The organism is Clostridium sp. D46t1_190503_E9 (assembly GCF_015555225.1).
Lineage (GTDB): Bacteria > Bacillota > Clostridia > Clostridiales > Clostridiaceae > Clostridium.
Map to the genome: position 1 here is coordinate 57,998 of NZ_JADNKB010000012.1, position 25,947 is coordinate 83,944.

Sequence of the window (25,947 nt, forward strand, 5' to 3'; positions counted from 1 at the left end):
TTAAGTAAAAATATTTTATTTAAAACACTTTGATATTGCACTCCTATGATATCTTCCTTATATTTGTTAAGCATCATGTTAACTTATCTCTAAAATCAGTAAAAAAATAAAAAAATGTGAACTTTGTGCAAACTCACATTTTTATTATTTCTAATATTTAAAAATTGGTTTTATATATGTAGTATTTATAATTTCCTCTTCATCTAGATTAATTAATTTTTGCATGAGTTCAACTGATTTTTTTGCTTTTTCTTTATTACTCATAGAAATTGTTTTTGTATGAGAAAATAATAAATTTGATTCTTCTGATCCAATAATAACTATTATATCTTTAGTATCTACATATTTTTCTACTTGCATTCCTAATATCTCCCCTAAAACTACACCTCTTTTATTCTTATGCTTTTCTAAAAATCCAATTAAATCACTATCATGTTTATTTACAAATATATTTTCTTTTAGGAATCTTTCATTTACAATTTCTCTTAAGTTTTCATTTGAGTAATCTTCCATAATAATATAGGAATCTTTTTTAATCTCTGATTTTTTTTCTAATATATTAAACAACTCATTATAATCACTTAATATCTTGCAAAATATCGGATCTTCTAAATATCCATCAATAAATATTACTGGTACATAAAAATTACTTGTAAGATATTTTAGTTTACTTTTATCCATATCAATAACAAATACAGCATCTAATGATCTTTTTTGCCCAACTTGTATATCTTTATTTGGTTCTTTAGTAGCTAAAAACACTACATCATATCCAAGCTTATAAACTTCTTTTTGAATTTCATTAGTTAAATCATAGTACTCATATAATTTACTCTTTAGATTTTTTTCACCTAAATTTATTATGATTCCAACTAAATAACTTCTTTTACTTGCTAAAGATTTAGCTGCCATGTTGGGAACATAGTTTAATTTTTTCGCTATATCAAAAACTTTTAATCTTGTTTCATGGCTAATCTTTTCTTTTTCTGAATAATTAAGAACATATGATACTGTTGCTGCAGATACACCTGCTTCTCTTGCAATATCTTTTAATGTTACCCTTCTTTTCGCCATATAAAATGACCTCCTTTAAAGCCATAGTTAAATCCTTAATCCTTATAATAATTAAACTAATTATATCATATAAAGTATTTAATTTTTTATATATTTCTACTATAAAAAGGTCATTCTTAAAGTAAATCTATTATTATTTTTTTAAAGTAAAAAGGCTAGATTAGTGTCTAAAACACATATCTAACCTTAAATTCTTTTACTTTAATATTTCTATTCTTCATAGCAAATAACAGGAGTTCCTTCCTCTATATTATCAAAAATAGTTTTTGCTAAATATGACGGAGAATTTACACAACCATGAGTTCCATTTGATTTATATATTGTCCCTCCAAAAGAATATCTCCAACTTGCATCATGAATTCCTATGTTCCCATTAAAAGGCATCCAATAAATTACTTTTGCTTCATAATTTGGACCTCTTAAAGTTGCTTCCTTTTGCTTATAATTAAGCATATACGTTCCAAGTTTAGTGGAATATCCTTTCCCAGGATCTCCAGTTACCACATCCCCTTGAGTAATAAGTTCACCATCTTTATAAAACCATAAATGCTGCCTTGTTATATTGATTTCTACATAGGTATCCCCTATATCATCTGCATCTCTATTGATACCTTTTTGTGTGTATATTGGTTCTTTTTCAAGTACTGCACCAAGCTTTATATTTTCCAATAACATCTTTGTTTCTGCTACATAATTAATTTTCCACCCATAATATCCACCTTTAACCTCAACAACTTTTCCTGTAGAAGATTTAAAATTTCTTGCTATTCCAACTGTGTTATACTTTGCACTTAGCTCTAATACATAATCTTTTACTGAGTTTTCATTTATTATTACTTCTAAATCGTCATTAACACTAAGCCATTCGTTTATTCTATTTCCATCTAATACTTCATTTTTATTTCCAAATAAATATGTTATTTGGGTTGATACATACTTATTTAAAGTATCTTTAGTTGTCATTGCCTTTTCAGAGTTTATTGTGTACTCTGGATTTTCGTAGCATAGTTTCTCATTTAAATCTAATTTAGCTTCTCCTCTTAATATACTGTTTTCTATAGTTTCATATAATTTATTTTCATCTACCTTATTTCCATAAATCTCTTCAATAAACTCATATGAACCATTTGAATATTTGAATCCTACATTCTTAGGTTCAATAATATCTTTATTTAAACAGTCTAACTCTTTAATTTTATTTTTTAATTTTTCATCATTATAAATTACTAAATCATTCATATAATAGTTTTGCTTTTTAATTAATCCTACAATCCACTTTAATGGGGCTTGTACTTCTTTTATGTTAATACCACTATTGTTTTCCTTAAACTTTAGCTCTATATCCTTTCCTAATATTTCTTCTATTTTGCCATCTCTCTCTATTATTTGTAATTTATAATCACTTATGGAGCCTTTTAGTATATCCTGTGCCTCTTCATAAGTTTTTAATGATAAATTAATTCCATTTATACTAGTATTAAAGAATAAATGATTAGTAAAAAATATTGATATAAGTAAATAAACAAATATAATTGCCGCAAATATAATAATAATGTATCCTGTTATTTTATTTTCAAAAAATTCCCTTATATTAATTTTTTTCATATTACTGTATCCCTCTCATTATACTCATTTAAATTAAACATAATTTCTATCTATACTATGCTTTAATTTTTCGTTTTAAACCTTAATTAATGTTATTTTTTCCCAATAATAATATATTTTACAATAAAAATAGTAAAGTGTCGACTATGTTAACACTTTTAAATAATTTCTAATTTATATGTATATTATATATATCAATGTTTAATATAAGATGATTCCTTAAAGATTTATTATTACGTTATAGACTCATAATATTTATTAAGCACTTATAAAATTTAGTAGAAAGTTTTTCGATCTATATCCCCAATATAAATTTAAAAGGTATGAAATTAAAATTTCATACCTTCACATTAAAGTTTTAATTATTATCGATTCTATCAATATATTCTTTCATTATCTTAGCTGATGAAACAAACTTTTCTTTTTCTTCTTCTGATAATTCTATATTTAATACTTTTTCTACTCCATTTTTACCTACTATTGTTGGAACACTTAAGTATGTGTTGTTAACCCCTAAATAGTCATCTAATAAAGTAGATACTGATAATACAGTTTTCTCATCTTTTAAGAATGCTTCCACTATTCTTGTTAAAACTGCTGCAACTGAAAAAGCAGTAGCTCCTTTTCTATTAATAACTTCATAAGCTGCATTCTTAACATCATCAGCAATAACTTTTTCTGTTGCTTCATCCCATTCTATTTTTAATTGTTCTGAGAAATTTTTTATTGGAATATTTCCTATTGTTAATGATGACCATGGAACAAATTCACTATCTCCATGTTCTCCTAAAACATATCCTTGAACAATTCTTCCATCGATACCAAAGTACTTTCCAAGTAAACTTCTTAATCTTGTTGTGTCTAAAACTGTACCTGAACCAATAACCCTTTCCTTAGGAAATCCAGATAATTTATAAGTCATGTATGCTAATATATCTACTGGATTTGATACTACTAATAATATTGCATTAGGACTTAATTTTGATATTGTTGGAACAAAGCTTTTGAATATTTTATAGTTTTTATCAACTAAATCTAGTCTAGTTTCTCCTGGCTTTTGTGCAACACCAGCAGTTATAACAATTATATCTGAATCTTTGGTATCCTCTAAAGAGCCTAGTGTAACATTACAAGGACTATTTAGTGAACTACCGTGCATTAAGTCAAGAACTTCTCCTAATGCTTTTTCTTGATTAATATCATTTATAACTATTTCTCTTGCTACTTCCTTTTGTAGTAAGGCAAAGGCAGTAGTTGCTCCAATTGAGCCTGCTCCAATTATTGATATTTTACTCATATATAATACTCCTTCATCCTTTTATTTAATTTATTGTAATTTATTTCTATTATAAACTAATTACTTGTTAATTTATACTTCTTTTAGATAATTTTTATTATATAAACTATATATTTTTAAAATTAATAACTTCTTATTACTAACTAATATAATTTATAATTAACCTTTTAAAAGCATTTTTAGTTTAATTTATATATTACATTAAATAGTTTATGTATTATATACAAAAATAAATCTAGTAACTTTTGTAAAGCCACTAGATTTACTTTAATTTATTTAGCTCTAATTACTTCAATTTTATATCCATCTGGATCTGTTACAAAATAATATGAAGGTTTTGTTCCTGGAAGTCCCTTAAATGGAGTTACTTCATATCCTAAAGCTATATGTTTTTCTCTCATTGCTTCTAAGTCTTCTACTTCAACAGCAATATGACTAAAGCCATTTCCTAAATCATAAGGTTTTTCAACATCATAATTATAAGTAAGCTCTATTTCATATCCACCTTCTTCATTAGATAAATAAACAAGACTAAACTTATTTTCTGGATATTCCTTTCTTCTTGTTTCTATTAAATCTAACGCTTCTTTGTAAAATTTTAATGACTTTTCTAAGTCTTTAACTCTAATACAAGTGTGTAACATTTTAACTGACATTTCTTTTCCTCCTAAATTTAATCTATTTAATTATTAATCACTATAGTAATAAAATTATTATATAATTAGTTCATTTAATTAAAATAATAATATTAATCACTAGATAATATTAATTCTTATATATAATTATATTTCTGAAATTACATTTTATCAACCAATTGTTTAATCCATAAACACTTTTTAATTTTTTAAATATATTTAAAGGTTTTCTTTTATTAATTTACTTTTCTTATGTTTTATCATACAATAAATTTACATAAGTTTTTTGGAATAATTATCTAGTAAAGGAGCTCATATGAAAATAAAAAAAGTATTTTTATTATTGATTTCATTGTTAATTACTTTGAATTTTACTTCATGTAAAAACGCAAACTCAAAAGATGATGTAACTGACAATAATCCTATTGAAGAAAATATTCAATCAGATGATACAGTAAAAGAAGAACCTAAAGCCCCTACTTCCTTTGAAGCATTTGGAAAATCATATACCTCTACTAAGGATATTAATGCAATAGAAAAAAGCACTAATATTTATGATGATCAAACATCTATTCACTATACTTCTGGTGAATATAAAGAAATAGATTTTATAAATGATTTATTATATTCCTACTTAAATGAAGATACTTCTATATATAACTATTTAATAACATATAGTAATACTAGTGAAAAAGGATACGAGCCTATTTCTGAAGAAGATAAAGAAAAATTAAAAAAAGATTTAGCTTCACTAAGAAGTCAAATGGAACTATCAAGTGGTGAGGAAATGGTAGTTAGGTTAGACAGAGTAACTTATGAAGGCTTAGATTCTAATACAAACTCTGGACATAGTTTTAAAATAAGAGTTGCTATCTCAAGAGTAGGAGCAACAGTAGTTCCTTGGAATTACTTTACTGTAACTGTTTTTGAAGATGGAAATAAACTTGTGGCTCACTTGTTTTAAATTAAAGAATTAAGTAATTAAGGAATGAAATAATGAAAAAATTGTGGATTTAAATTTTGCAGAGCAAAACATCCTCAATTCTTTCATTTTTCATTCTTTCATTATTTTAAATATATAGGTCCATTAATATCTCATCATCGTATTCATCATTAACAAAAAAGAAATTTCTATGAACTCCTACTTCTTTAAAGCCAATCTTTCTATATAAATTTCTAGCTTTTGTATTACTTGCTTTCACCCCAAGGCTTATATTTTTTATTTTATTAGTATATTTAGCAAAGTCTATTAATGTTTTCATTACTTCACTTCCGATACCAAGACTCCAATATTCTTTTTTTACCGAAATGGCAACTTCTGCATTATGAGATATTCTTTTTCTATTTGATGCAGATATTTGGGCTATACTTACTATTTTTTTATTTATTACTCCTACTAACATGATAGAATTTTCTTGATTAGCCATATTTTCTAAATGTGATTTTTCTTGATCTATACTTAAGTGAAACTCATTTTCTCCAAATAGCAAATTATCACTTTCGCCACCAACTATATTTAAATACTCAATCATCTTTTCCGCATCATTAACTTCAGCTTTTCTTATAATTAAATTTTCCCCATTTTTTAATTTTATTTCTTTATACATAAATCTCTTTCCCCCAATTTACCTTTTATTCTTTTATTTCACAATGAATATATTCTTCGACATTATCCCAAGGAACTACAAACCCCTGTCCCTTTGAACAAAAAATAGAACTTGATGAATATTCTATATCTGCATTTTTATCGTATCCTATTTTCTCAATTGCTTCTTCTGTATTATGACATACATCATATCCATCAAATATTAAGCTAATACTGCCTTTTCCTTTAGTAAATGTAAGTATTTCCGAGCTATAATCCATAAATGTAGCTACTGGTCCTCTTCCTGTTATAGAAACTTTATTTAATTTTGTTTCTGGAGGATCAAAGCTCCCATTTAGCCTTTGAATATCAGATATAACCTTCCCCATATAATCAAGCTCTATGTCTATTTTAAATTTATAAAATGGTTCAAGAAGTATATTATTAGCCTTTTCTAATCCTTGCCTCATTGCTCTAAAAGTAGCTTCTCTAAAATCTCCACCTTCAGTATGCTTATTATGTGCTCTACCAGTTAGTAAAGTAATTTTTATATCTGTAATTGGCGAGCCTGTTAAAAGTCCATGATGATTTCTTTCAAAGATATGTGTTTTAATTAAGTTTTGATTTCCTGTAGTTAAATCATCAGCATGACACTTATTTTCAAAGGTTATTCCTTCTCCTCTTTTATTTGGCTCTATTTTTAAATGAACTTCAGCATAGTGCTTTAATGGCTCAAAATGTCCATATCCATATGTCTTATTATCTATAGTTTCCTTATACATAATTTCACAAGGTCCAAATTCTATTTTTAAATTAAATCTATTTAATGCAACTTCTTTAAGTACTTCAAGCTGAATTTTACCCATAATTGAAACTTGAATTTCTTGATGTGTTTCATTCCAAATAACATTTAATGCTGAATCCTCATTTTCTAATATTCTAAAATATCCCAAAACTTCTTTTACGTTATAAGACTTATCAAAAATAATCTTAGATGTTAATGTTGGAATCATATTAAACTTTATATTCCCCCTATTTTTCCCTATATCTTCTCCTGGCATAGCCTTAGTGATTCCTGTTACTGCAAACACATCCCCAGCAGATATTTTTTCAACAGTAGAAAACTTATTGCCATTATAAAGTCTTATGCTACTTATCTTTTCAGTTATTTCTTCATCTAACATTCCATAAGTAATTTCATCCCTTACTTTAAGATTACCACTAATAGCTTTTATAAAAGTAATTCTAGTTCCATTATTATCGTATCTTATCTTATGAACTCTTCCTGAAAATTCTTCCTCTTCATCATAATTTGTATAAGTAAGCTCATTAAATATATTCAAAAAGTTATCTATTCCTTCATCTTGAAGGGCACTTCCACTTAAACATGGAAACACTTTATTTTCTTTTATAAGTTTTTTTAACTCATTAATCCAAATTTCTTCCTCATAATCACCATTAAAATATCTTTCTAAAAGATCTTCATTTCTCTCAGAAATAAATTCTATTAATTCTTCACTCATTCCATGAATAGAATCTATATGGCATATATCATTAGCCAAATTTTCATTAACTTCTTCAAGTACTCTTTCTAAGTCAGCCCCTGTTCTATCCATCTTATTTATAAAAATGAATGTTGGAATGTTATATTTTCTTAGCAAATTCCAAATAGTCTCTGTATGTCCTTGAATTCCTTCTACTCCACTAATTAATAAAATTGCATAATCTAATATACCTAATGCTCTTTCCATTTCTGCTGAAAAATCAATATGTCCCGGGGTATCTATAAGATAATAAGTTGAATTTCCAATTTGAAATGTAGCTTGTTCTGAAAATACTGTAATTCCTCTTTCTTTTTCAATATCATGTGTATCTAAAAATGAATTTTTATGATCTACTCTCCCTCTATTTCTTATGCTCTTTGTATGATAAAGTACTTGCTCTGAAAATGTAGTTTTGCCAGCATCTACATGAGCAAGAATTCCTATTGTCTTTTTCATTCTATCACCTTTTCTTAACTGATAAATAAGTTGTAATAAAGTCTACATTTATATTAATTATATTTATAAATTGAAACATATATATTATTTATTATTAATTATATCATAGAAACATTTGAAATAATTTTAAATAGTGCTATAATGAAAAATGAAAACAAAATTTAAGAAAGGGAAAGGTAATTTCAAACATGAGAATGTAATCTACTTTTAGAATTTTTAATTCACAATAAAATTATGACATTAATGAGTCTTTTTTTGTTGTGTAAAAATTTACGGAGAGTGGATTACTGGCTTAAGGTTTATTTGTGTTACCCTTCTATAAAGTCGTATACTCTCTCCTACATTTTAAGGAGGGATTTTTTTATGCAATTAGCATTATTAAATAAAATCAAAAAGTATTATGGTGATAAATTAATATTAGATATAGACAAATTTGAAATACTAGATGGAGATAAAATAGGATTAGTTGGCGATAATGGCGCTGGTAAAACTACTCTTTTAAAAATTTTAATTGGTGATGAACCTTCTGATGAAGGAACATCTTATTTAACTTCAAGTTACTCTTATATTAGTCAATTTGGAAATAGCCTAAATGATTGTTCATTTAATAAAGTAAAAAGTGTTTTTAATGCTCCTACTGAATATAAAGATTATCTTTCTGGAGGAGAAAAAGTCAAAATGAAAATTGCTAATGCTTTAAGTGAAAATAAAAAACTAATTATTGCTGATGAACCAACTTCTAATTTAGATAGTAATAGCATTGAAGTTCTTGAAGATATGCTAAAAAATTATTCTGGAGCTCTTCTTTTGGTTTCACATGATAGAAATCTATTAGATTCTTTATGTAATACTATTGTTGAAATTAAAGATGGAAAACTAAATATCTACAATGGAAATTACTCTAAGTATATCGAACTTAAAAAAGCAGAAAAAGCAAGAGAAAATACAGAATATAATCAATATATTACTGAAAAAAGAAGACTTGAAGAAGCTATAGTATCAAAAGAAAATATAAGAGATGGTATTAGAAGAACACCTAAAAGGATGGGTAATTCAGAAGCTAGGCTTCATAAAATGGGTGGTCAAAAAGGTAAAAAGAAATTAGAAAATAATATAAAAGCTATTAGGACTAGAATTGATCAATTAGATGTAAAAGAAAAACCTAAAGAAGATAAAGATATAAGAATTGATGTTATTGAAAATTTAGAACTTACTTCTAAAAATCCTATTGAAGCAAAGAACTTAAATATTACTATTGGAGATAGAGTTCTATTAAATGAATCTACTTTCAAAATAAAAAAAGGTAGAAAAGTAGCTTTAATTGGTCAAAATGGATGTGGTAAAAGTACTTTACTAAAAGAAATTATCAATAACAATAATGAAAATATAAAAGTTTCTAAAAATGCTGTTATTGGATATTTGGATCAATCTCAAGATATACTAGATCCAGATAAAACAATATTAGATAATATTAAAATTGACTCTTCTTTCAAAGAAAGTTTTATAAGAACAAATTTAGATGGCTTTGGCTTTAAGGGAGATACTGTATTTAAAAAAGTTTCATATTTAAGTGGCGGTGAAAAAGTAAGAGTTGCTATTTGTAAGCTTTTACTTTCAGACAATAATATAATAATTCTTGATGAACCAACAAACTATTTAGATATTAAATGCATGCAATCTCTTGAAAATGCTTTGAAAAATACTAATAAAACTCTTTTAATAGTATCTCATGATAGAAAATTTATTTCAAATATTTGTGATTATATATTAGAAATAGATAATAATAAAATTATTCAATTTGATGGTAGTTACGATGAATATATTAATTTTAAATCTAAACCTAAGATTGATAAGGACGAAAAGATTCTTAAAGAAAATATATTAATATTAGAAAATAAGCTTTCAGAAGTTATTTCTTTATTATCCTTTGAAAATGATCCAAATAAAAAGGCTCCATTAGAAAATCAATATTTAGAATTATTAAAGCAGCTTAAGGAACTAAGAAATCAATAAAAAAGGTAGATAAATAATAACCTCTCCACCTTATTAATGATAGTTTATTAAAAATAATAGACTAATTTAAAAGATGATTTCTATATTGAGAAGAAGTCATCTTTTTTAATTCCATTAATGTTTCTATAATAATATTAAAGATTAAAATAAACTACAATACCAAACAATGCTAACCCTGACACATATAAAGAACTATAATATAACATATGATGCCTATAACTTTAAAAATTGTAATAAAACTCTCCTATAGCAAATTTAATTTATATTTAACTAGAAAATTCATTAATGTGGTAACAAAATCTCTTTTATTGATAAATTAATATCCTCTGATAGATTCATTTCTAAATTTCTTTGTAATAAATCCTTATGTTTTAATCCATTATGTTTAAAATACTCTTTTATTAAAGGAACTCTTTTCTTTGGGTCATTCATTGCTAAATATGCTACAAACCAATCTTCCAAAGAAGTAAAATTTATTTTACTATCTTCTAATATTAAATTATCGACAATTGATTTATCATCTAAAATAAATTCATATATTTTATTGCCTTGTAAATTTATTTTAAAATTACCCATAAACTCTACCATAACTCCATCTACATTATATCCAAAGAAATTTTCCGTTTTAAATGAATCTTTTGAGTACAATTCTACTTTATTTCCTATTGTATTCATAAATTCAATTACTTTTTCACAATCTTTTGAATTAATTAAAATATCTATGTCATTTGGTTTTTCTATTAATCCATGATACTTTAATAAGACTGAGCCTCCAATGCCCCAAGCACATCCTATTTTATTTAATCCATCTGAAATTTCACATAATAATTCTGTGTTCATACATATCTCCATTATTTTTTAACTTAAATCAAAAATGCTTTTGAATACTCTACTACACCATTAACTTCATTAAGTGCATTAGGAATTAATTCCAAAACCATATAAGCTTCATCTGGAACATCAAAAGGAGCCTTAATTCCATAATTACTTGCTTTTTTAAATCCGAACTTAGGATAATAATGTTCATGTCCTAATACTACTATTGATTTATACCCTAACTTTTTTGATTTTTCTATAGCTTCATTCACAAGCTTCTTGCCTATACCATTCTTTTGATGCTTTGGCAATACTGCTAGAGGTGCAAGTGCAAGAGTTTCTACATCTTTATTTTCACTTTTTATCAAAGCTTTAGTTAAAAGAATGTGGCCAACAATTTTATTGTTAATTTCAGCTAATAAAGATAACTCTTTTATAAATTCATTGCTGTTTCTTAGCCTTTTAACTAAGTTATGCTCATCATTATCTGTAAATTCTGCACTTTTAAAGCTTTCTTCAATTACATTTTCTACTTCTTTATAATCTTTATTTACTTCTTGTCTTATAATTATCATAAAAAAATCCTCACTTAGTTAATATTAAATCCTTCTATTATCTCTATTTCTACTCCATTTGGATCTTCTATAAATATAAATCTTTCTCCACCAGGAGTATTAATAGGCCCTCTAATAATTTTTATATTTTTTTCTTCTAATTCTTTTATTGTATTATCTAAATCTGTAACCTCAAATCCTATAGACACTTTTGAATGATTAACTTCATCTTTTATAGATTTATTTTCATATTCTATTAATTCTATCATTGCTGAACTTTCTCCTTTAAGGAATGCTATATTAGTTCCTTCCATTGGTGAAAATTCTCGTGCAATTTTCAAATTTAATACATCCTCATAAAATTTTATTGATTCTTTTAAATTTTTCACTGTAATTGTGACAAACTTAATATTCATCATTAATTCATCTCCCTATCATATATTTATTATACTTCTAATTTCATTATTTTCTCACCATTTATATCTAATTCACCATTAAATTGAAATCCAAGTTTCTCATACATCTTAGTTGCTAAATCATTGTTTTCATAAATACTTAAATATATCTCATTACGGTTATATTCATTATAAATTCTATTTAATATAAGTTTTAAGCTTTCACTTCCATATCCTCTTCCTTGAAACTCATCTCCTATCATAAATCTATCTAACCATACTCTCCCATAGGTCCCCTCATTTTCCCATAGTCCATACATAGCAAATCCTATAATTTGATTATAGTTATATATACCTACAGGCCTCCATAAAGGTATTTGCTTTGCTTCATTTAGACATTCCTCAACAGTTTCAATAAAATCTTCTTGACCCTTTTTAACTTTTAAACTTAATGCTTCATTATAATTTTTATTATTGATTTCTTTTATAACTAACTTCATAATCTTACCTCAAGTATTTTGCTATAGTTTTAATATTAATTATCTTATCTAATTAAAATAATACTATGTTTAAATACTATTATAGTCTATAGCTTTTTATTTAAATATCTTTTTTTGTATCTAATCCTTGCATATTTGCTAACTTTATTAATGACTTGATAATTAGTTATACTTCCTAAAACTCCAACAATAGGTAATCCCTGAATAAATTTGGCCATTAACAAACTTTCTGACAATACTTGTGATGTACTTCTAATTTCTAAGTTTAAATCTCTATTTATCACTATATTAGAATCTATTTTATATTCAACTTCATTTAATTTTTCATTATAAAGTACTTTTTCTTTACTATTTGTTAAAGCAACATTTATTAAGTTTAATATATATATCTTTTCTTCTTCACTTTCATAATTAAACCCATAACTTAGTGCAATTTCATAAACTGTCTTTAATATCATTGCAATAAATAATGGTATATCAGGCAATCCTATACCCAACACTCCAAGACCTGCTCCCTCTATTGTAGATATGGTAGAGTTTATAATCTTACTTTTCTTTCCTTGAGAATCCATTATCTTTATGCTTTTTCTAGTAACTTTTTTATCTAATGAATAATTATTCACATCATGTTCTAATTGAATTTTATCTTTATTATATAACTTTTCTATATACTTACTTCCCTTTTCTAACACTAATTTAAATCCATTATAAAAGGCACTTTCTAATGTATCTTTCAACTTTTGTGGTATTTTTTCTTCAATCTTATCTGAAATTGGTGCTACTTTATTTTTAATAAATTTATTTTCTCTTTTATTAAGCAGTTTATTTTCTTTTTTATTTAATTTATTTAATTCTCTATTTATTATTTTTTTCACTATTAATCACTGTCCTTTAAGATATTTAATAATCTTATTTTTATTATATACCTTTTTAATAGGATTATAGAATATTTATTATAATAACTTAAACAATAAAAAATTATAGATATATAAATTTTCACTCTATTTCAATTCATAAAACTAAGTAAAATTTATATATATACTTTTATGTATTAAAAAACTCTCATTTTAATATTAAAATGAGAGTTTCACATAAACTACATATATAATTTTTAATTAGTAAATTTTTATAAATTCTTCAACTAAAGCGCTCGCATTTTTAGCTGCTATAGGTAAAAATTCTTCATATGATAAATCTGCACCACCATCTGCCTTATCTGATATTGATCTAAGTATAACAAACGGTATATTATTTAAATATGCAACTTGAGCCATTGAAGCTCCTTCCATCTCAACAGCTGATACTTCTCCAAAATTTTCTTTTATTCTATCAGCTATAGCTCCACCAGCTACAAATTGATCTCCTGATGCTATTCTTCCTTCTTTTATATGAATACCTGAAACATTTTCTGATGCTTTTTTAGCTATTTCAATCATATCCTTATCAGCTTCAAAAAAAGTAATTCCTAATCTTGATATTTCACCAAGTGGATCTCCAAATACTGTAGTATCAAAATCATGCTGTACAGCATCTGTTGAAATAACTATGTCTCCTTGATTTAACTCTGTATCAAGTGTACCTGCAACTCCTGAGTTTACAAGTGCTGTTACATTAAATTTATCTGCTAATATTTGTGTGCATGTAGCCATATTCACTTTTCCAACTCCTGAACGCACTAAAACTATATTTTTACCTTGTAATGTACCTCTATAAAATTCCATACCTGCAACTTCTACGGTTTCTTTTATATCCATTTTACCTTTTAATATCTCAACTTCTTCTTCCATAGCGCCAATTACACCTAATACTTTATCATTTCCACTTTTATTTCCAGCACTACATCCACCTAATACTGATATTGCCATAACCAAAACCATAATCATCAATGTTGATATTTTCTTCATTTCCTCTTCATCCTTTCGTTATATATCGAATATTATTTTTTAAATATTTTATATAATTCGTATAAATTATATATAACACAATTTCACTACTTATTCAATACTATTTATATTATTTATCTATATCTTTTTTGAATATATTTATAACAATCAAAAGTTTAATCTCCAAAACAAAAGAGGATGCTTCAGACATCCTCTTAATTTTATTTTATAAAATGCTCTTTTCTTATCTTCTTTAAAGCCTTTTTAGATCCTCTTTCAATATCTCTTTCAAGCTTTCTTTCTTTATAACTTACAAATAATTGATTTAAGTCATATCCTTCTGGATAAAGGTCTTCAGCCTTTATTTCTAGATTTAATCTTTTATAATTGACTTCAATAAATTCACCATCACACAAAACTATTATATTGTTTAGTTCATCCATTTCTTTATATACTATTGCTTCTTTATTATTATCTAAAAGTCTAACTTTATCTCCAATTGAATATGAATTATATTCAATTGTACTCTTTTGAGTTTTCTTTTTAGAAATTTTACTTTCTTTAACTAGGTTATAGTTATATTCTTTAGAGTCTATATATTTTCTTGCTCTTTCAATAATATTATCATCTATACCCATCTTTTTTGAAATATATAAAGCATTACTATCTCCTGATTTTCCTATTGAAAGCTTATACAGTGGTTCAAGTGTATCTTTCTTAAATTCCATTGCTGCGTTTTCAAAATCAGGGTGTTCCTTCGAGAAATTTTTTATTTCCCCATAATGTGTTGATGCAACTGTTATGCACCCTTTATGATAACATTCTTCTAATATAGCAATTGCAAGTGCTGCTCCTTCATTTGGTTCTGTTCCACTACCTATTTCATCAAATAATAATAAAGTAGATTTATTACTTTCTTTTAAAATTTGTGCTAGATTCTTAACATGAGATGAAAATGTACTTAAGGCATTTTCTACACTTTGATCATCTCCAATATCTACAAATATCTTATTAAATAAAGACATTTCAGTTCCTTCCTTTGCTCCTATATGAAATCCTGATTGCGTTGCTAAAGTTAAGAGTCCTACTGTTTTTAACACAACTGTTTTTCCACCAGCATTGGGTCCAGTAATTATTAAGCTTCTGTAATCTTCTCCAATTTCAAAGTCTAATGGTACTCCATCCTTAATTAAGGGATACTTTCCTTTTAATATCTTTATATATCCATGGTTATTTATTTTAGGCTTAATTCCATTTATTTCACGACTATATTTAGCTTTTGCCCAAATCATGTCATACTCTGATATTACTTCAATATTTATTTTCAAATCTCTCATTCTTTCGTAGATCATTTCAGTAATTGTAGATAAAATCCTATACTCTTCAATACTTTCTTCTATCTTTAATGTTGCAAGTTCTGTTGTGTACTTTGTTATCACATTTGGTTCTATAAATACAGTTGAACCCTTAGTTGAAGTTTCAATTATAGTCCCTTGAACTTGATTTTTAAATGCTGCCTTTATTGGTATAGTATATCTTCCATTCCTTTGACTTATAAAGCTTTCCTGAATATACTCTCTATTAGCACTATTCTTTAAGAACTTTTCAAGTCTTTCCTTTATTTTACCTTCACAAATATCAATATGCCTTCTTATTTTCTTAAGCTCTTTGCTAGCATTTGAATCAACAATACTGCCTTTAATTGAATTATTTATTTCTTCCTCTATATAACTTAAATCTGTAATATTTTCTCCATATGAGCTTAATGTCCTAGCATACCCTTCTTTATCTTTTATAAATAATTTTACTTTTCTGCATCCTCTTAAAAAGTTAGATATCATTACTAATTCATTTGGATCTAATGATGCCCCTTTATCAATCTTTTCAATAAGTGGTACTACATCAAAAATCCCTTCTAATGGTATATGATAAGATGCATCTAATAACCTTCGTCCTTCTGATGTTTCCTCAAGTCTTTGTTCTACAATCTTTATATTATCGCTAGGTTCAAGCTTATCAATTAAGGCTTTACCTAAACCACTAACGCAATACCCCTTAATAATTTCCTTTAATTTATAATAATGTAATTTTTCTAGTGTACTTTTATTCATATTAAAAACCTTCCTTGTATTATTTACAAGTCTACGAACTCTAGATAGATTTTAAATAATATATTTTCTCATACTTCTATAAGTCATATAATTAAATTAACAAATTAAATTAACAAATTATTTTATACAAATAAAAAAGCTATGGATACTTCCACAGCTTTAAATTCAACACTAATAAAGGTATATAAAACACCCAAAAAGTATATTCGTGGACTTGTATCTATTATAGTTCTATTAATTCCACAACAAATAAAGGTATACCACCCTATTTTTTAGAATTAATATTCAATTACTATTTTAGATACTAAACACTCACAAAAATACCTCTCTTTATTTTAAAATCTATCTAAATATAATATATGATACAAATTAATTTTGGTCAATACAAAATTAATTATTTGTATTCATTATCCTGAGTTTTTATATAATATCCCACTAAAACTATTGAAGTCATAGCAATTAAACTACAAATAGTTAATCCATTTTCTAATGATGAATTTGATGCAAATCCTATAACTGGGTTAATGGATGCTGATATAATACTTCCTATCATAGAATATATAGATAAAATAGTTGCTCTATTTTTAGAAATTATTGATTTATTTTTTATATCAATAATCATTGGTTCCATTACTGCCATACTAATAGCAATTAATGCTATACATAAAAAACTCAATACTGGACTGTCTACAATTATCAATATAAATGAATTTACTAATATCACTATTATTAAAAATACTATTGATTTCTTTTGTCCAAGTATATTACTTAATTTATAAGACTTTAGTGATATTAATTTCATAACTTGAATTGCTACTAATAAAACACCAAAATATTTAATATCTATTCCACTTTTAATATATTGCCCTTGATTTAAAAAGACAGTTATACTTTGAACTACTTCGCTAATTAAAGAAGTTCCAACTATAAATATTATCATTGACTTATTACTAATTACAAACTTGAAATTATCTTTTATACTTTCTTTTTTAACAATTTCAGTTTTTATATCAACTATAAATAAAGACATTAGAAAGGCTACTCCATACGGAATTATAGTATAATAAGCAGCTAAGTCCATTGATATATTAACTATATAAGTTGATATTATTGATCCAATTAAAAAACCTATGGTTGAGAACCATTCATATCTAGCAAATATCTTCTCACTATTTTCTTCATCATTAATTGATAAATATATTAAGCTATAATCACATCCTGATAAACCTGATATTGCTATAGATAGTAATACCCTTTCAAATAAAAACATTACAAATGAATTTGCTTTAAAAAATATAATTTTAGATATAAAGAATATAAAATTTGATATTATTAATGTATTTTTATACCCAAATTTATCTGCAAAAATTCCCCAAGGCATTTCTAATACTACTATTAAAACCATAGAAATAGATTCTATTAAGAAAATTTGCGATAATGATAGTCCTCTATTTTCTCTAAGTACTGTAGCTATTGGAGCATAAAATACGAACCCTTGTAAAAATACTATAAGATTCATTAAATATATATTTCTTTTAATATTCAATTTAACTTTCCTCCTAAAAACATAACAAATAAACCTTTATAAAAAGGTTAAAAATGAATTTAGAAATTAAGTTAAATTGGTCTAAACATAAATAGTACCTCCAAATAGTTATAAATATATTATATGGTTTAATTTAAAAAAATAGAAAGTGAATTAACCACTTTCTATTTTAGTATATCTACGGTATTTGCATTTGCTGCCTTTCTTGCTGGAATAAAACTTGATGCAAGTCCTATTATAATTGATATTCCTATTGCTAATAAACTTGTAAATAAACTTGGAGTAATTACTAATTTAAAGTACATAGATATTATGTTTGCAATAATCATTCCAAGTATATACCCTACTAATCCACCAACCATAGTAATTACTATACCTTCAATTAAGAATTCTCTTCTAATATCTCTTTTCCTTGCTCCAAGTGCTCTTTTTATTCCAATTTCTCTTATTCTTTCTGAAACTGATGTATACATCATATTCATAAGCCCTATTCCTGCTATAAATAAAGAAATTCCTGCAACTGATGCAATGAACATGGTTATAGTATTAAGTACTCCCCCAAGTAAATTCACTATCCCACTTGTATCTATTATTTCATATTTTCCCTTAATTATATTTCCCTCGATTGAATTCAAAGTATTTTCTATTTCTTTTATACTGGCTTTTACATCACTATCTTTTTTTAGAGTGATTTTTAATCCTTCTACTTTTTTAATTCCAGCAAAATATTTATCATAAGTTTCCTTAGGAATTTTTACGTCACCTTCCATATTAAATAAATTCAATTCTTCCTCTGCTGGAGCTTTTTTTATGCCTACTATTTCAAAAGATATTCCATTTATAGTTGCTATTCCACCTACTAATTCCTCTACATTATCAAAGTTACTTTTTAATGTTTGTTCTGAAGCAAATATAACTCTATTTTTAAGAAGATTATCATTTGAAGTTAGGTTTCTGCCAAAAGCATCTTCTGCTATATCAAACTCTTCTACAGGCTTAACTAAAGCATTAACTACTTTCCCTCTAATATCCATTTGCATATATTCACCAAAAGAATTACTACTATACTGAAATTCTACTGATTCTACTGAATCTACTCCCTTAACTGCATCTTTATGTTTATTATTAAAAAACTCCATACTTGAAACTTCTTCTGTAAAAGTTTCTGGGCTAAAGCTTGCCATAAGAACTACGGCCCCATCTGTTTCTCCTGTAAATTCCTTAATGGTCTTATTTTTATATCCTTGTCCTAGTGCCACTATTGTAATAACAGATGCAATACCAATAATTATTCCTATCATTGTAAGAATTGATCTTTTCTTATTTCTATTTAAATTTCTTAAGGCGGCAAAAACTAAAACTCTAAATTTCATTATTATCTACCTCCTTAAGTTGTCCATCAAAGATCTTCACTATTCTTTTTGCTTTTTTAGCAACATTTATATCATGAGTGATTAAAATAATAGTTATTCCCTCATTATTCAATTCATTAAATATTCCAATTATTTCTTCTGAAGTTTTACTATCAAGGGCACCTGTAGGCTCATCAGCAATTATTATATCTGGATTGTTTACTAATGATCTAACTATCGATATTCTCTGTTGTTGTCCTCCTGATAATTGTTTTGGATATTTATCAATCTTATCTAGTAATTTTACTTTTTCTAAAAGCTCTTTTACTTTATCTTTAGTTTCTTTAATTCCTCTTCCCATATATAACATAGGAAGCTCTATATTTTCCTTAATGGTTAATCTGTCAATTAAATTAAAGTCTTGAAAGACAAAACCTATTTTTTCATTTCTTAAATTACTAAGTAAATCATCATTTAGAGTTTTTACTTCTTTTTCATCAAGAAAATAGCTTCCTTCAAATTCTTTATCTAATAAGCCTAATATTTTTATCATTGTAGATTTACCTGATCCAGAGGGACCCATTATAGCTAGAAATTCACCTTTAGCTACATCTAAATCTACATCTTTTAATGCATGTAGTTTTTCTTCTCCTGAAGAATAATACTTATTTATACCCTTCAGTTTTATCATATTATACTTCCTCCTTACTATCTTCGGAAGTATTTAATAATATCTTATCTCCTACTTTTAAAGTGTCATTTTGAATTATGTAGTTATCATCCTTTAAAGTTGCTGATATTTCTACTTTTTTATTATTTTCACCTTCAACTAATTTAACATATAGTTTTCCTTCTTCTTCTATAACACAACTTTTAGGGATTACTATTTCTCCTGGATTTACTGTTAACTCTACGCTAAACCCTATTTTTATACTTTCATCAGGTTTAACATAAAACTTATACACCATAGACTTTTGATCTGTTGACATTGATGGAATTTCTTCAATCTTTGTTATCTTACCTGTAACTTTTTTATTATTACTTATAATCTTCATTTCTACTTTATCATCTATCTTAAGTTCCTCTATATCAAATTCTGATGATTCTGATGCAATTAAAGAATCCTCAGAAATCACTCTCATATACTCTTTTGTAGGATCTTCATTATTTATATAAACTTTTCCAGTTATTTCTGACTTTACACTTTTTACTACTTTTTCTTTAAGAGCATCCCTTTTTGAAATAACGTCATTTAAATTTGCATTTAACTCTTCTAACACACTAGCATTTTCAACTTGTTCTCCTTGTATATTTACACCTTGATTTAAGTTTTGTTCTGCTTGATTTGTTATTTGTGCAGATGCTTGTACTTCTTTTTTAAGTGCTTCTAACTTACTTATTCTTTCTTTTTCTCTATCAATCTTTGAACTCAATGAACTAATTTGTCTATTTAACTCATCGACTTGCTCTTGAATAGATTCGTTATAATAATTAAAAAGCACTGTATCCTTTTCTACAATTTGTCCATCTTCTACAAATACTTCATTTATTTCTCCATTAGACTTATCTAAAATTATCTTTTGCTCATTACTTATAATACTACTACCCTTAAACTTCAATCCCCCAGCTTCTTCTATTTCAAAATAATCAACTTTATTTTCTTTATTACTATCTACTGTTGATTTATTTTTAACATATAATGCTCCACTTACTGTAGCAATTAAAGCTAATGTAAATATACTAATTCCTATTATAATTTGTTTTTTCTTCATATTATCACCTCTTATATAATTCTCTTAAATAAATAGAGTAAATCTATTTATTAGATTTACTCTATTTGCACATTATTATTTAACAAAATAAATGTCTTTCTTCTTATAAAGAAAGAAAATCATTAATGCTGGGAAAACTAAATTTAATAGTGTTAATAAACTTACTCCAGAAGTTATTGCTGAATAAATAAATGATAATACCTCTATACCTATAAATATAAATGCTCCAATAGGCTTTTTACATAAAATTAATATTACAGCTATAGTTATTATTAATGATATAGCTAATGTTATTACAAAATCTGTTGTAGTTGCTTGTTCTCCAGCACTTACCCCTGCTTCTGCTATCATATTACTTACAAGATCTTTTGCAAAAATATTAACTAAACAACCTATTGTTATAAAAAATTGTCCAAATAAATCGAGTACAGACATTGTAATAATTCCAGCACCCACACTTTTCTTTTCTACATTTTCTTCCATCATCGCCCACCTCCTTCCAGAAATATTCATTTTTATAATGCTATTTCCATTAAATAAATACAATATTACTTACCTTAAGTTTATCTTAATTTTGATTTAAGCATAATAAAATAGAGATAACTATAATAAGCTACCCCCATTTTTTTAAAATTATCTTAAATTCACTTCCAAGTCCGTCCTCAGTATTCAAAATAATTTTTCCTTTATGTAATTCTATAATCTTTTTAGTAATAGCTAGTCCAAGTCCGCTTCCTCCACTAGAATCTCTAGACATATCTCCCCTTACAAATTCTTCAAAAACCCTATCTCTTATTTCTTTTTTAATTCCTATTCCATTATCTCTAATTATTATTTCTATATCTTCTTCATTACTATTTAGTCCAACAAATAATGTTGTATGTTTTATATTATATTTTAAAGAGTTAATTATCAAATTACATATAGCTCTTTCTAATTGTTCAGCATCAAAATTATAATAAATCGGCTCTTCTGGAATATCTATTTCTAAGTTAAATTCAGCTTCCTCAATTTCTCCATAATAAAAAGCTACTACTTCTCTTAAAAATTCACAAATATCTTTTTGTTCCATATTTAATTTATAATCTACACTATCTAGTTTAGTAAATATAAAAAGTTCATTAACTAAATAATTTAATCTACATGTTTTGTTATAAATATAATCTAAATAAATTCTTTTCTCCTTTGAATCTTGTACAGTTCCATCATTTAAAGCCTTTGAATACCCCATAATAGAAGTTATTGGAGTTTTTATATCATGTGCTATATCTCTTATCATATCCCTTTTACTTTTTTCAAGCTCATTCTTATTTTCATTAGCTAATTTTATTTCTTTTACCATATAATTAAAGCTATCTCTTATACTATCAATTTCTTTATATCCTTCAAAGTCTAATCTCACTGATAAATTACCCTTACTCATCTTTTCTATTCCTAAATTTATTTGATTTAAAGGTTCTCTAATCTTCTTTATATATTTATAATAAACACCCCATAAAGCTAGTACCATAAATATAACTGCTATAACTAATGAGTATCTTATAGTTTCAAGAACTCTTCTTCCTAAACTTTTCTCTCTTAATTGTTTCTTTAAAAAGAATTCACTATTAGGAACTTTTACTATGTAGATTTTATCTCCTTGATTATATACTTTTGAATCGAAAAATTTTTCTTCCTTTTTAAATTGATCTTCATAGGAATTTATAACATTTAATAAATTGTAATCATTAATATTATCTTTCTTTTCACCAATTACACTAACAACCTTGTTATTTTCTATAGTTTCTATCCATCCGCCAACTTCTAATACTCCATTAATATTAATATCTTCATAACTTTGAACGAAAAACTCTTCTTCCATTAGTCTTTGTTCCTCTTTGGTTAATTGCATATTAGAAGCAATTCCCAAAATTGAAATAACAATAAATAAGATTAAAGCTATTATAAAAATTATTATGGTATATATATAATTAATAACAAAAATCCTACTTAAACTTCTACTTCTAAGAAAATTACTTATCTTCAAACCTATAACCTATTCCCCTTATTGTTTTTATATATTTATTTTCTTTATTATCATCCTCAATTTTATCTCTCAAATTACTTATATGTACCATTATTACATTATCATCATATAAATATTCCTCATTCCAAACATTTTCAAATATCCTTTGCTTAGTTAACACTTTATTTTTATTTTCCATAAATAATTCTAGTAATTTAAACTCTTTTAAAGTTAAGGATATTTCTTTTTCACCCTTAGTTACATTAACTTTATCTTTATCTAATATTAAATCTCTACTCTTTATAATGTTGTCCTTATTTTCATCTAAATTCAATAAATAGCATCTTCTTAATTGAGCATTAACCCGAGCTATTAATTCCAATGGATCAAAAGGTTTCGTTATATAGTCATCTGCTCCTATATCTAGCCCTATAACTTTATCATGATTTTCACATTTTGCTGAAATAATTATTATTGGTAAATTACTATTACTTCTAATTTTTCTTATTAAATCATACCCATCTGTATCAGGCATCATTAAATCCATAATTATCAAATTAATTTTTTTTGAATTTAAAATCTTTAATGCTTCATTTGAATCATAAGCTTTAAAAATACAATACCCTTTATTTCTTAAGTAAAGTTCAATTAAATCTACAATTTCTTTTTCATCATCTACTATTAATATATTTATCATTCCAATCTCCCTATAGCTTATAAATTTCAATCTTATTACATTATAATACAAAATTATCCAAACAAAAGTATTATCTTGCAAAATTTGCTTGTAAATTTACTCTTATATTCATATATAAGTAGATATATAAATATTGATAAACTTCATCTTTTAATATCATATATGAGTATTTATACCTATCTTCTCAATTTGCTACAAATATTATTTGTTACTCTAATTTACCTTTTAATTTTACTATAATATAATTATTATAGTAAATATATTACTATGGAGGATAATATGGGTAAAAAGGGTGGGAAAAACAAAAAAAATAACAAAAGACAAAATTTTGTAAAAGCTAAGTTTAATGAAAATCTTACTTTATTATTAGGAGTTATATTTTTTAGTGTCATCTTAATTATTGTTTCAAAATCTATATTTAGAAGTGGGTTTTTACCTGATAAATATAATGGTCAAATGAAATACTATAATGCTGTTGTTACAGAAATTTTAAGTGAAGATTTGACAAAAGATCCTTATATAGAAGATGTTGAAGTAGGATTTCAAAAGATAGTAGTTAAAATTTCATCAAAGCCTTATTCTGGTAATACATTTGAAATAGAAAATCCAATAAGCAGATTATATAATTTAAAAGTTAAAGAAGGTACTAAAGTAATAGTAGGCGTTATTGAAAAAGATGGTTCTACTCAAATGAATTTATATAGTTATGATCGAAGTAATATGATTTATTTATTAATATCAGTATTTATATTATCAGTTGTTATAATAGGTGGATTTAAGGGCTTAAAATCTCTAGTGGCTTTAATCTTTACCTTGATATGTTGTATTTATTTAATGGTTCCTTTAATGCTTGGAGGTATTAATCCAATACTCTCAGGAATTCTAATGAGCATATTAAGTATAACTGTAACACTTATACTAGTATCTGGATTTAATAAAAAGACTTTAACAGCTATTTTAGGCACAGTTTCAGGTGTTATTATTGCAGGATTAATAGCTTATATCTTTGGATCATTAACAAAGCTTTCAGGATTAAATATGAGTGAAGCAGAAAGTTTAGCATATATTGCTGAAGACACAGGATTAAAACTTAAAGGAATAATGTTTACTGGAATATTAGTTGCAACACTCGGAGCTGTAATGGATATTGCAATGTCAATTGCTTCATCAATATTTGAAATTCATAAAGTCAACGATAAAATAAGTTTTAATGAATTATTTAAAAGTGCTATGAACATAGGTAAAGATACTATAGGGACAATGACTAATACATTAATTTTAGCATTTGCTGGTGGCTCATTAAGTATTTTAATATTAGTCTTTTCAGCAAATATGCCTTTTAATAAATTGATAAATTTAGACCTTTTAGGCATTGAAATAATTCAAGGCTTATCTGGAAGTATAGGAATAGTACTAGCAGTTCCAATTACTGCTTTTATAGGATGTTATTTATGTAAAAATGAACTTAAATTTAAAAAGTAAAGGATGTCGCGGAACGCGACTCCCTTTACAAATTTACCTCTTAGCCATATAGGCACCCCTAGCAAATTATCTAATTTCAACTTTATTTTACCACCTATTGTCATTTATATATATAATCACACAACTATATATATTTAAATTTAAAATTAAATTTTTAAATTTACAACTTCTCCCTATAGAAATAATAAATACTATATCAAGTTATATTTTAATAATATTTTTTAATTATCTTGTGGGACACTAATATAGACAACTTAACTTTAGGAGGTAATTTAAATGGATAATAACAAAAATAGAAGAAAAGATCGTCCTAAATCAAATGCTGAACTTAGAAAAATGTATTCAGAATCTGGTGCAGAAATTGGAATTGAAAATGGTAAAAAGAAAGGTGCCCATGCTAATGGCAAAAAATTCACTAAAAGATCAAAGTTATCTCATAATAAATAATCTATACTTTCATTTTAATATTAAAATTACATAATTATAATCTTTATTATAGTTATGATAGTAGATATGTAATTGCTAAATTGAAAGCTGTAGTTAAAAGTTCCTTTTGATAATATTTAAAGATTTTTTACACAAATCTTTAAATATTATCTTTCTTTTTCAAAATAGCCCTGCTTTA

General features: G+C 25.6%; 24 protein-coding genes. 4 read left to right on the forward strand and 20 right to left on the reverse strand.

Features of this window, described 5'->3' with window-relative positions; genetic code table 11:
* Nucleotides 1-150: 150 nt before the first annotated feature.
* The 4 genes from I2E83_RS13925 to I2E83_RS13940 form a co-directional block, all read right to left on the reverse strand.
* Nucleotides 151-1,074 carry a LacI family DNA-binding transcriptional regulator gene (locus I2E83_RS13925; RefSeq protein WP_195430514.1) on the reverse strand — a complete coding sequence of 308 codons (924 nt, stop codon included), beginning with the start codon at nucleotides 1,072-1,074 and terminating at the stop codon, nucleotides 151-153.
* A 210-nt stretch (nucleotides 1,075-1,284) separates the two neighbouring features.
* The gene (locus tag I2E83_RS13930; protein ID WP_195430516.1) at nucleotides 1,285-2,679 is read right to left on the reverse strand and encodes a L,D-transpeptidase family protein; all 1,395 of its coding nucleotides are present in this window, start codon (nucleotides 2,677-2,679) and stop codon (nucleotides 1,285-1,287) included.
* A gap of 358 nt (nucleotides 2,680-3,037) precedes the next feature.
* Nucleotides 3,038-3,976 (reverse strand): L-lactate dehydrogenase, encoded by a 939-nt coding sequence (locus I2E83_RS13935; RefSeq protein WP_195263503.1) that lies wholly within the window; start codon nucleotides 3,974-3,976, stop codon nucleotides 3,038-3,040.
* A 272-nt stretch (nucleotides 3,977-4,248) separates the two neighbouring features.
* On the reverse strand, nucleotides 4,249-4,632 hold the full coding sequence (locus I2E83_RS13940) for a VOC family protein (protein ID WP_195263502.1): 384 nt from the start codon (nucleotides 4,630-4,632) through the stop codon (nucleotides 4,249-4,251).
* Nucleotides 4,633-4,927: 295 nt separating this feature from the next.
* Here I2E83_RS13940 and I2E83_RS13945 point away from each other — a divergent pair, with 295 nt between their 5' ends.
* Nucleotides 4,928-5,575, forward strand: a complete 648-nt coding sequence (locus I2E83_RS13945; protein WP_195430518.1) for a hypothetical protein — start codon at nucleotides 4,928-4,930, stop codon at nucleotides 5,573-5,575.
* Between the two features lie 106 nt (nucleotides 5,576-5,681).
* On the opposite strand, the gene I2E83_RS13950 is transcribed toward I2E83_RS13945, so the two are convergent.
* Together I2E83_RS13950 and I2E83_RS13955 are read right to left on the reverse strand one after the other, a co-directional pair.
* On the reverse strand, nucleotides 5,682-6,218 hold the full coding sequence (locus tag I2E83_RS13950; RefSeq protein WP_195263500.1) for a GNAT family protein: 537 nt from the start codon (nucleotides 6,216-6,218) through the stop codon (nucleotides 5,682-5,684).
* Between the two features lie 25 nt (nucleotides 6,219-6,243).
* Nucleotides 6,244-8,196, reverse strand: a complete 1,953-nt coding sequence (locus I2E83_RS13955; protein ID WP_195430520.1) for a TetM/TetW/TetO/TetS family tetracycline resistance ribosomal protection protein — start codon at nucleotides 8,194-8,196, stop codon at nucleotides 6,244-6,246.
* Nucleotides 8,197-8,559: 363 nt separating this feature from the next.
* Here I2E83_RS13955 and cplR point away from each other — a divergent pair, with 363 nt between their 5' ends.
* Nucleotides 8,560-10,209, forward strand: coding sequence for an ABC-F type ribosomal protection protein CplR (gene cplR, locus I2E83_RS13960; RefSeq protein WP_195430522.1), 1,650 nt, complete (start codon nucleotides 8,560-8,562; stop codon nucleotides 10,207-10,209).
* 282 nt (nucleotides 10,210-10,491) lie between these two features.
* Here cplR and I2E83_RS13965 read toward each other — a convergent pair whose 3' ends face one another.
* From I2E83_RS13965 to I2E83_RS14030, 14 genes are all read right to left on the reverse strand, one after another.
* Nucleotides 10,492-11,049, reverse strand: coding sequence for a hypothetical protein (locus tag I2E83_RS13965; protein ID WP_195430524.1), 558 nt, complete (start codon nucleotides 11,047-11,049; stop codon nucleotides 10,492-10,494).
* 23 nt (nucleotides 11,050-11,072) lie between these two features.
* Complete coding sequence (locus I2E83_RS13970; RefSeq protein WP_195430527.1) at nucleotides 11,073-11,600, reverse strand: N-acetyltransferase; 528 nt, start codon at nucleotides 11,598-11,600, stop codon at nucleotides 11,073-11,075.
* A gap of 14 nt (nucleotides 11,601-11,614) precedes the next feature.
* Nucleotides 11,615-11,998 (reverse strand): VOC family protein, encoded by a 384-nt coding sequence (locus I2E83_RS13975; RefSeq protein ID WP_243249647.1) that lies wholly within the window; start codon nucleotides 11,996-11,998, stop codon nucleotides 11,615-11,617.
* 26 nt (nucleotides 11,999-12,024) lie between these two features.
* Nucleotides 12,025-12,474, reverse strand: coding sequence for a GNAT family N-acetyltransferase (locus I2E83_RS13980; RefSeq protein ID WP_111927925.1), 450 nt, complete (start codon nucleotides 12,472-12,474; stop codon nucleotides 12,025-12,027).
* 86 nt (nucleotides 12,475-12,560) lie between these two features.
* Nucleotides 12,561-13,349 carry an EcsC family protein gene (locus tag I2E83_RS13985; protein ID WP_111927926.1) on the reverse strand — a complete coding sequence of 263 codons (789 nt, stop codon included), beginning with the start codon at nucleotides 13,347-13,349 and terminating at the stop codon, nucleotides 12,561-12,563.
* Between the two features lie 240 nt (nucleotides 13,350-13,589).
* On the reverse strand, nucleotides 13,590-14,378 hold the full coding sequence (locus tag I2E83_RS13990; RefSeq protein WP_195263493.1) for a 5'-methylthioadenosine/adenosylhomocysteine nucleosidase: 789 nt from the start codon (nucleotides 14,376-14,378) through the stop codon (nucleotides 13,590-13,592).
* Between the two features lie 200 nt (nucleotides 14,379-14,578).
* On the reverse strand, nucleotides 14,579-16,468 hold the full coding sequence (locus tag I2E83_RS13995; RefSeq protein WP_195430529.1) for an endonuclease MutS2: 1,890 nt from the start codon (nucleotides 16,466-16,468) through the stop codon (nucleotides 14,579-14,581).
* Between the two features lie 394 nt (nucleotides 16,469-16,862).
* Nucleotides 16,863-18,014: an MFS transporter gene (locus tag I2E83_RS14000; protein WP_195430531.1), complete on the reverse strand. Its 1,152-nt coding sequence runs from the start codon at nucleotides 18,012-18,014 to the stop codon at nucleotides 16,863-16,865.
* 164 nt (nucleotides 18,015-18,178) lie between these two features.
* Complete coding sequence (locus I2E83_RS14005) at nucleotides 18,179-19,387, reverse strand: FtsX-like permease family protein (RefSeq protein WP_195430534.1); 1,209 nt, start codon at nucleotides 19,385-19,387, stop codon at nucleotides 18,179-18,181.
* A complete protein-coding gene (locus I2E83_RS14010) occupies nucleotides 19,377-20,057 on the reverse strand; it encodes an ABC transporter ATP-binding protein (protein ID WP_195430536.1) in 681 nt (226 codons plus the stop codon). The genes I2E83_RS14005 and I2E83_RS14010 overlap by 11 nt, the downstream gene beginning before the upstream one ends.
* Before the next feature lies 1 nt (nucleotide 20,058).
* Nucleotides 20,059-21,138: an efflux RND transporter periplasmic adaptor subunit gene (locus I2E83_RS14015; protein WP_195430538.1), complete on the reverse strand. Its 1,080-nt coding sequence runs from the start codon at nucleotides 21,136-21,138 to the stop codon at nucleotides 20,059-20,061.
* 75 nt (nucleotides 21,139-21,213) lie between these two features.
* Nucleotides 21,214-21,624 (reverse strand): hypothetical protein, encoded by a 411-nt coding sequence (locus I2E83_RS14020; RefSeq protein ID WP_195263488.1) that lies wholly within the window; start codon nucleotides 21,622-21,624, stop codon nucleotides 21,214-21,216.
* 127 nt (nucleotides 21,625-21,751) lie between these two features.
* Nucleotides 21,752-23,164 (reverse strand): HAMP domain-containing sensor histidine kinase, encoded by a 1,413-nt coding sequence (locus tag I2E83_RS14025; RefSeq protein WP_195430540.1) that lies wholly within the window; start codon nucleotides 23,162-23,164, stop codon nucleotides 21,752-21,754.
* A complete protein-coding gene (locus I2E83_RS14030) occupies nucleotides 23,151-23,840 on the reverse strand; it encodes a response regulator transcription factor (RefSeq protein ID WP_195263486.1) in 690 nt (229 codons plus the stop codon). Before I2E83_RS14030 ends, I2E83_RS14025 begins: the two co-directional genes overlap by 14 nt.
* Nucleotides 23,841-24,119: 279 nt before the next feature.
* Here I2E83_RS14030 and I2E83_RS14035 point away from each other — a divergent pair, with 279 nt between their 5' ends.
* Nucleotides 24,120-25,322, forward strand: a complete 1,203-nt coding sequence (locus I2E83_RS14035) for a YibE/F family protein (RefSeq protein ID WP_195430542.1) — start codon at nucleotides 24,120-24,122, stop codon at nucleotides 25,320-25,322.
* Nucleotides 25,323-25,598: 276 nt separating this feature from the next.
* Nucleotides 25,599-25,769, forward strand: coding sequence for a hypothetical protein (locus I2E83_RS14040; protein ID WP_195430545.1), 171 nt, complete (start codon nucleotides 25,599-25,601; stop codon nucleotides 25,767-25,769).
* Nucleotides 25,770-25,947: the final 178 nt, after the last annotated feature.

Bases quoted from the DNA above. Each gene is read 5' to 3' on its own strand.
- I2E83_RS14020 (WP_195263488.1), bottom strand. From the start codon at position 21,624: ATGATGGAAGAAAATGTAGAAAAGAAAAGTGTGGGTGCTGGAATTATT.
- I2E83_RS13970 (WP_195430527.1), bottom strand. From the start codon at position 11,600: ATGATAATTATAAGACAAGAAGTAAATAAAGATTATAAAGAAGTAGAA.
- I2E83_RS13955 (WP_195430520.1), bottom strand. From the start codon at position 8,196: ATGAAAAAGACAATAGGAATTCTTGCTCATGTAGATGCTGGCAAAACT.
- I2E83_RS13990 (WP_195263493.1), bottom strand. From the start codon at position 14,378: ATGAAGAAAATATCAACATTGATGATTATGGTTTTGGTTATGGCAATA.
- I2E83_RS13965 (WP_195430524.1), bottom strand. From the start codon at position 11,049: ATGAACACAGAATTATTATGTGAAATTTCAGATGGATTAAATAAAATA.
- I2E83_RS13950 (WP_195263500.1), bottom strand. From the start codon at position 6,218: ATGTATAAAGAAATAAAATTAAAAAATGGGGAAAATTTAATTATAAGA.
- I2E83_RS14005 (WP_195430534.1), bottom strand. From the start codon at position 19,387: ATGAAATTTAGAGTTTTAGTTTTTGCCGCCTTAAGAAATTTAAATAGA.
- I2E83_RS13980 (WP_111927925.1), bottom strand. From the start codon at position 12,474: ATGAAGTTAGTTATAAAAGAAATCAATAATAAAAATTATAATGAAGCA.
- I2E83_RS14015 (WP_195430538.1), bottom strand. From the start codon at position 21,138: ATGAAGAAAAAACAAATTATAATAGGAATTAGTATATTTACATTAGCT.
- I2E83_RS13925 (WP_195430514.1), bottom strand. From the start codon at position 1,074: ATGGCGAAAAGAAGGGTAACATTAAAAGATATTGCAAGAGAAGCAGGT.
- I2E83_RS13945 (WP_195430518.1), top strand. From the start codon at position 4,928: ATGAAAATAAAAAAAGTATTTTTATTATTGATTTCATTGTTAATTACT.
- I2E83_RS14030 (WP_195263486.1), bottom strand. From the start codon at position 23,840: ATGATAAATATATTAATAGTAGATGATGAAAAAGAAATTGTAGATTTA.
- I2E83_RS13975 (WP_243249647.1), bottom strand. From the start codon at position 11,998: ATGATGAATATTAAGTTTGTCACAATTACAGTGAAAAATTTAAAAGAA.
- I2E83_RS13940 (WP_195263502.1), bottom strand. From the start codon at position 4,632: ATGTCAGTTAAAATGTTACACACTTGTATTAGAGTTAAAGACTTAGAA.
- cplR (WP_195430522.1), top strand. From the start codon at position 8,560: ATGCAATTAGCATTATTAAATAAAATCAAAAAGTATTATGGTGATAAA.
- I2E83_RS13935 (WP_195263503.1), bottom strand. From the start codon at position 3,976: ATGAGTAAAATATCAATAATTGGAGCAGGCTCAATTGGAGCAACTACT.
- I2E83_RS13995 (WP_195430529.1), bottom strand. From the start codon at position 16,468: ATGAATAAAAGTACACTAGAAAAATTACATTATTATAAATTAAAGGAA.
- I2E83_RS14040 (WP_195430545.1), top strand. From the start codon at position 25,599: ATGGATAATAACAAAAATAGAAGAAAAGATCGTCCTAAATCAAATGCT.
- I2E83_RS14035 (WP_195430542.1), top strand. From the start codon at position 24,120: ATGGGTAAAAAGGGTGGGAAAAACAAAAAAAATAACAAAAGACAAAAT.
- I2E83_RS13930 (WP_195430516.1), bottom strand. From the start codon at position 2,679: ATGAAAAAAATTAATATAAGGGAATTTTTTGAAAATAAAATAACAGGA.
- I2E83_RS14010 (WP_195430536.1), bottom strand. From the start codon at position 20,057: ATGATAAAACTGAAGGGTATAAATAAGTATTATTCTTCAGGAGAAGAA.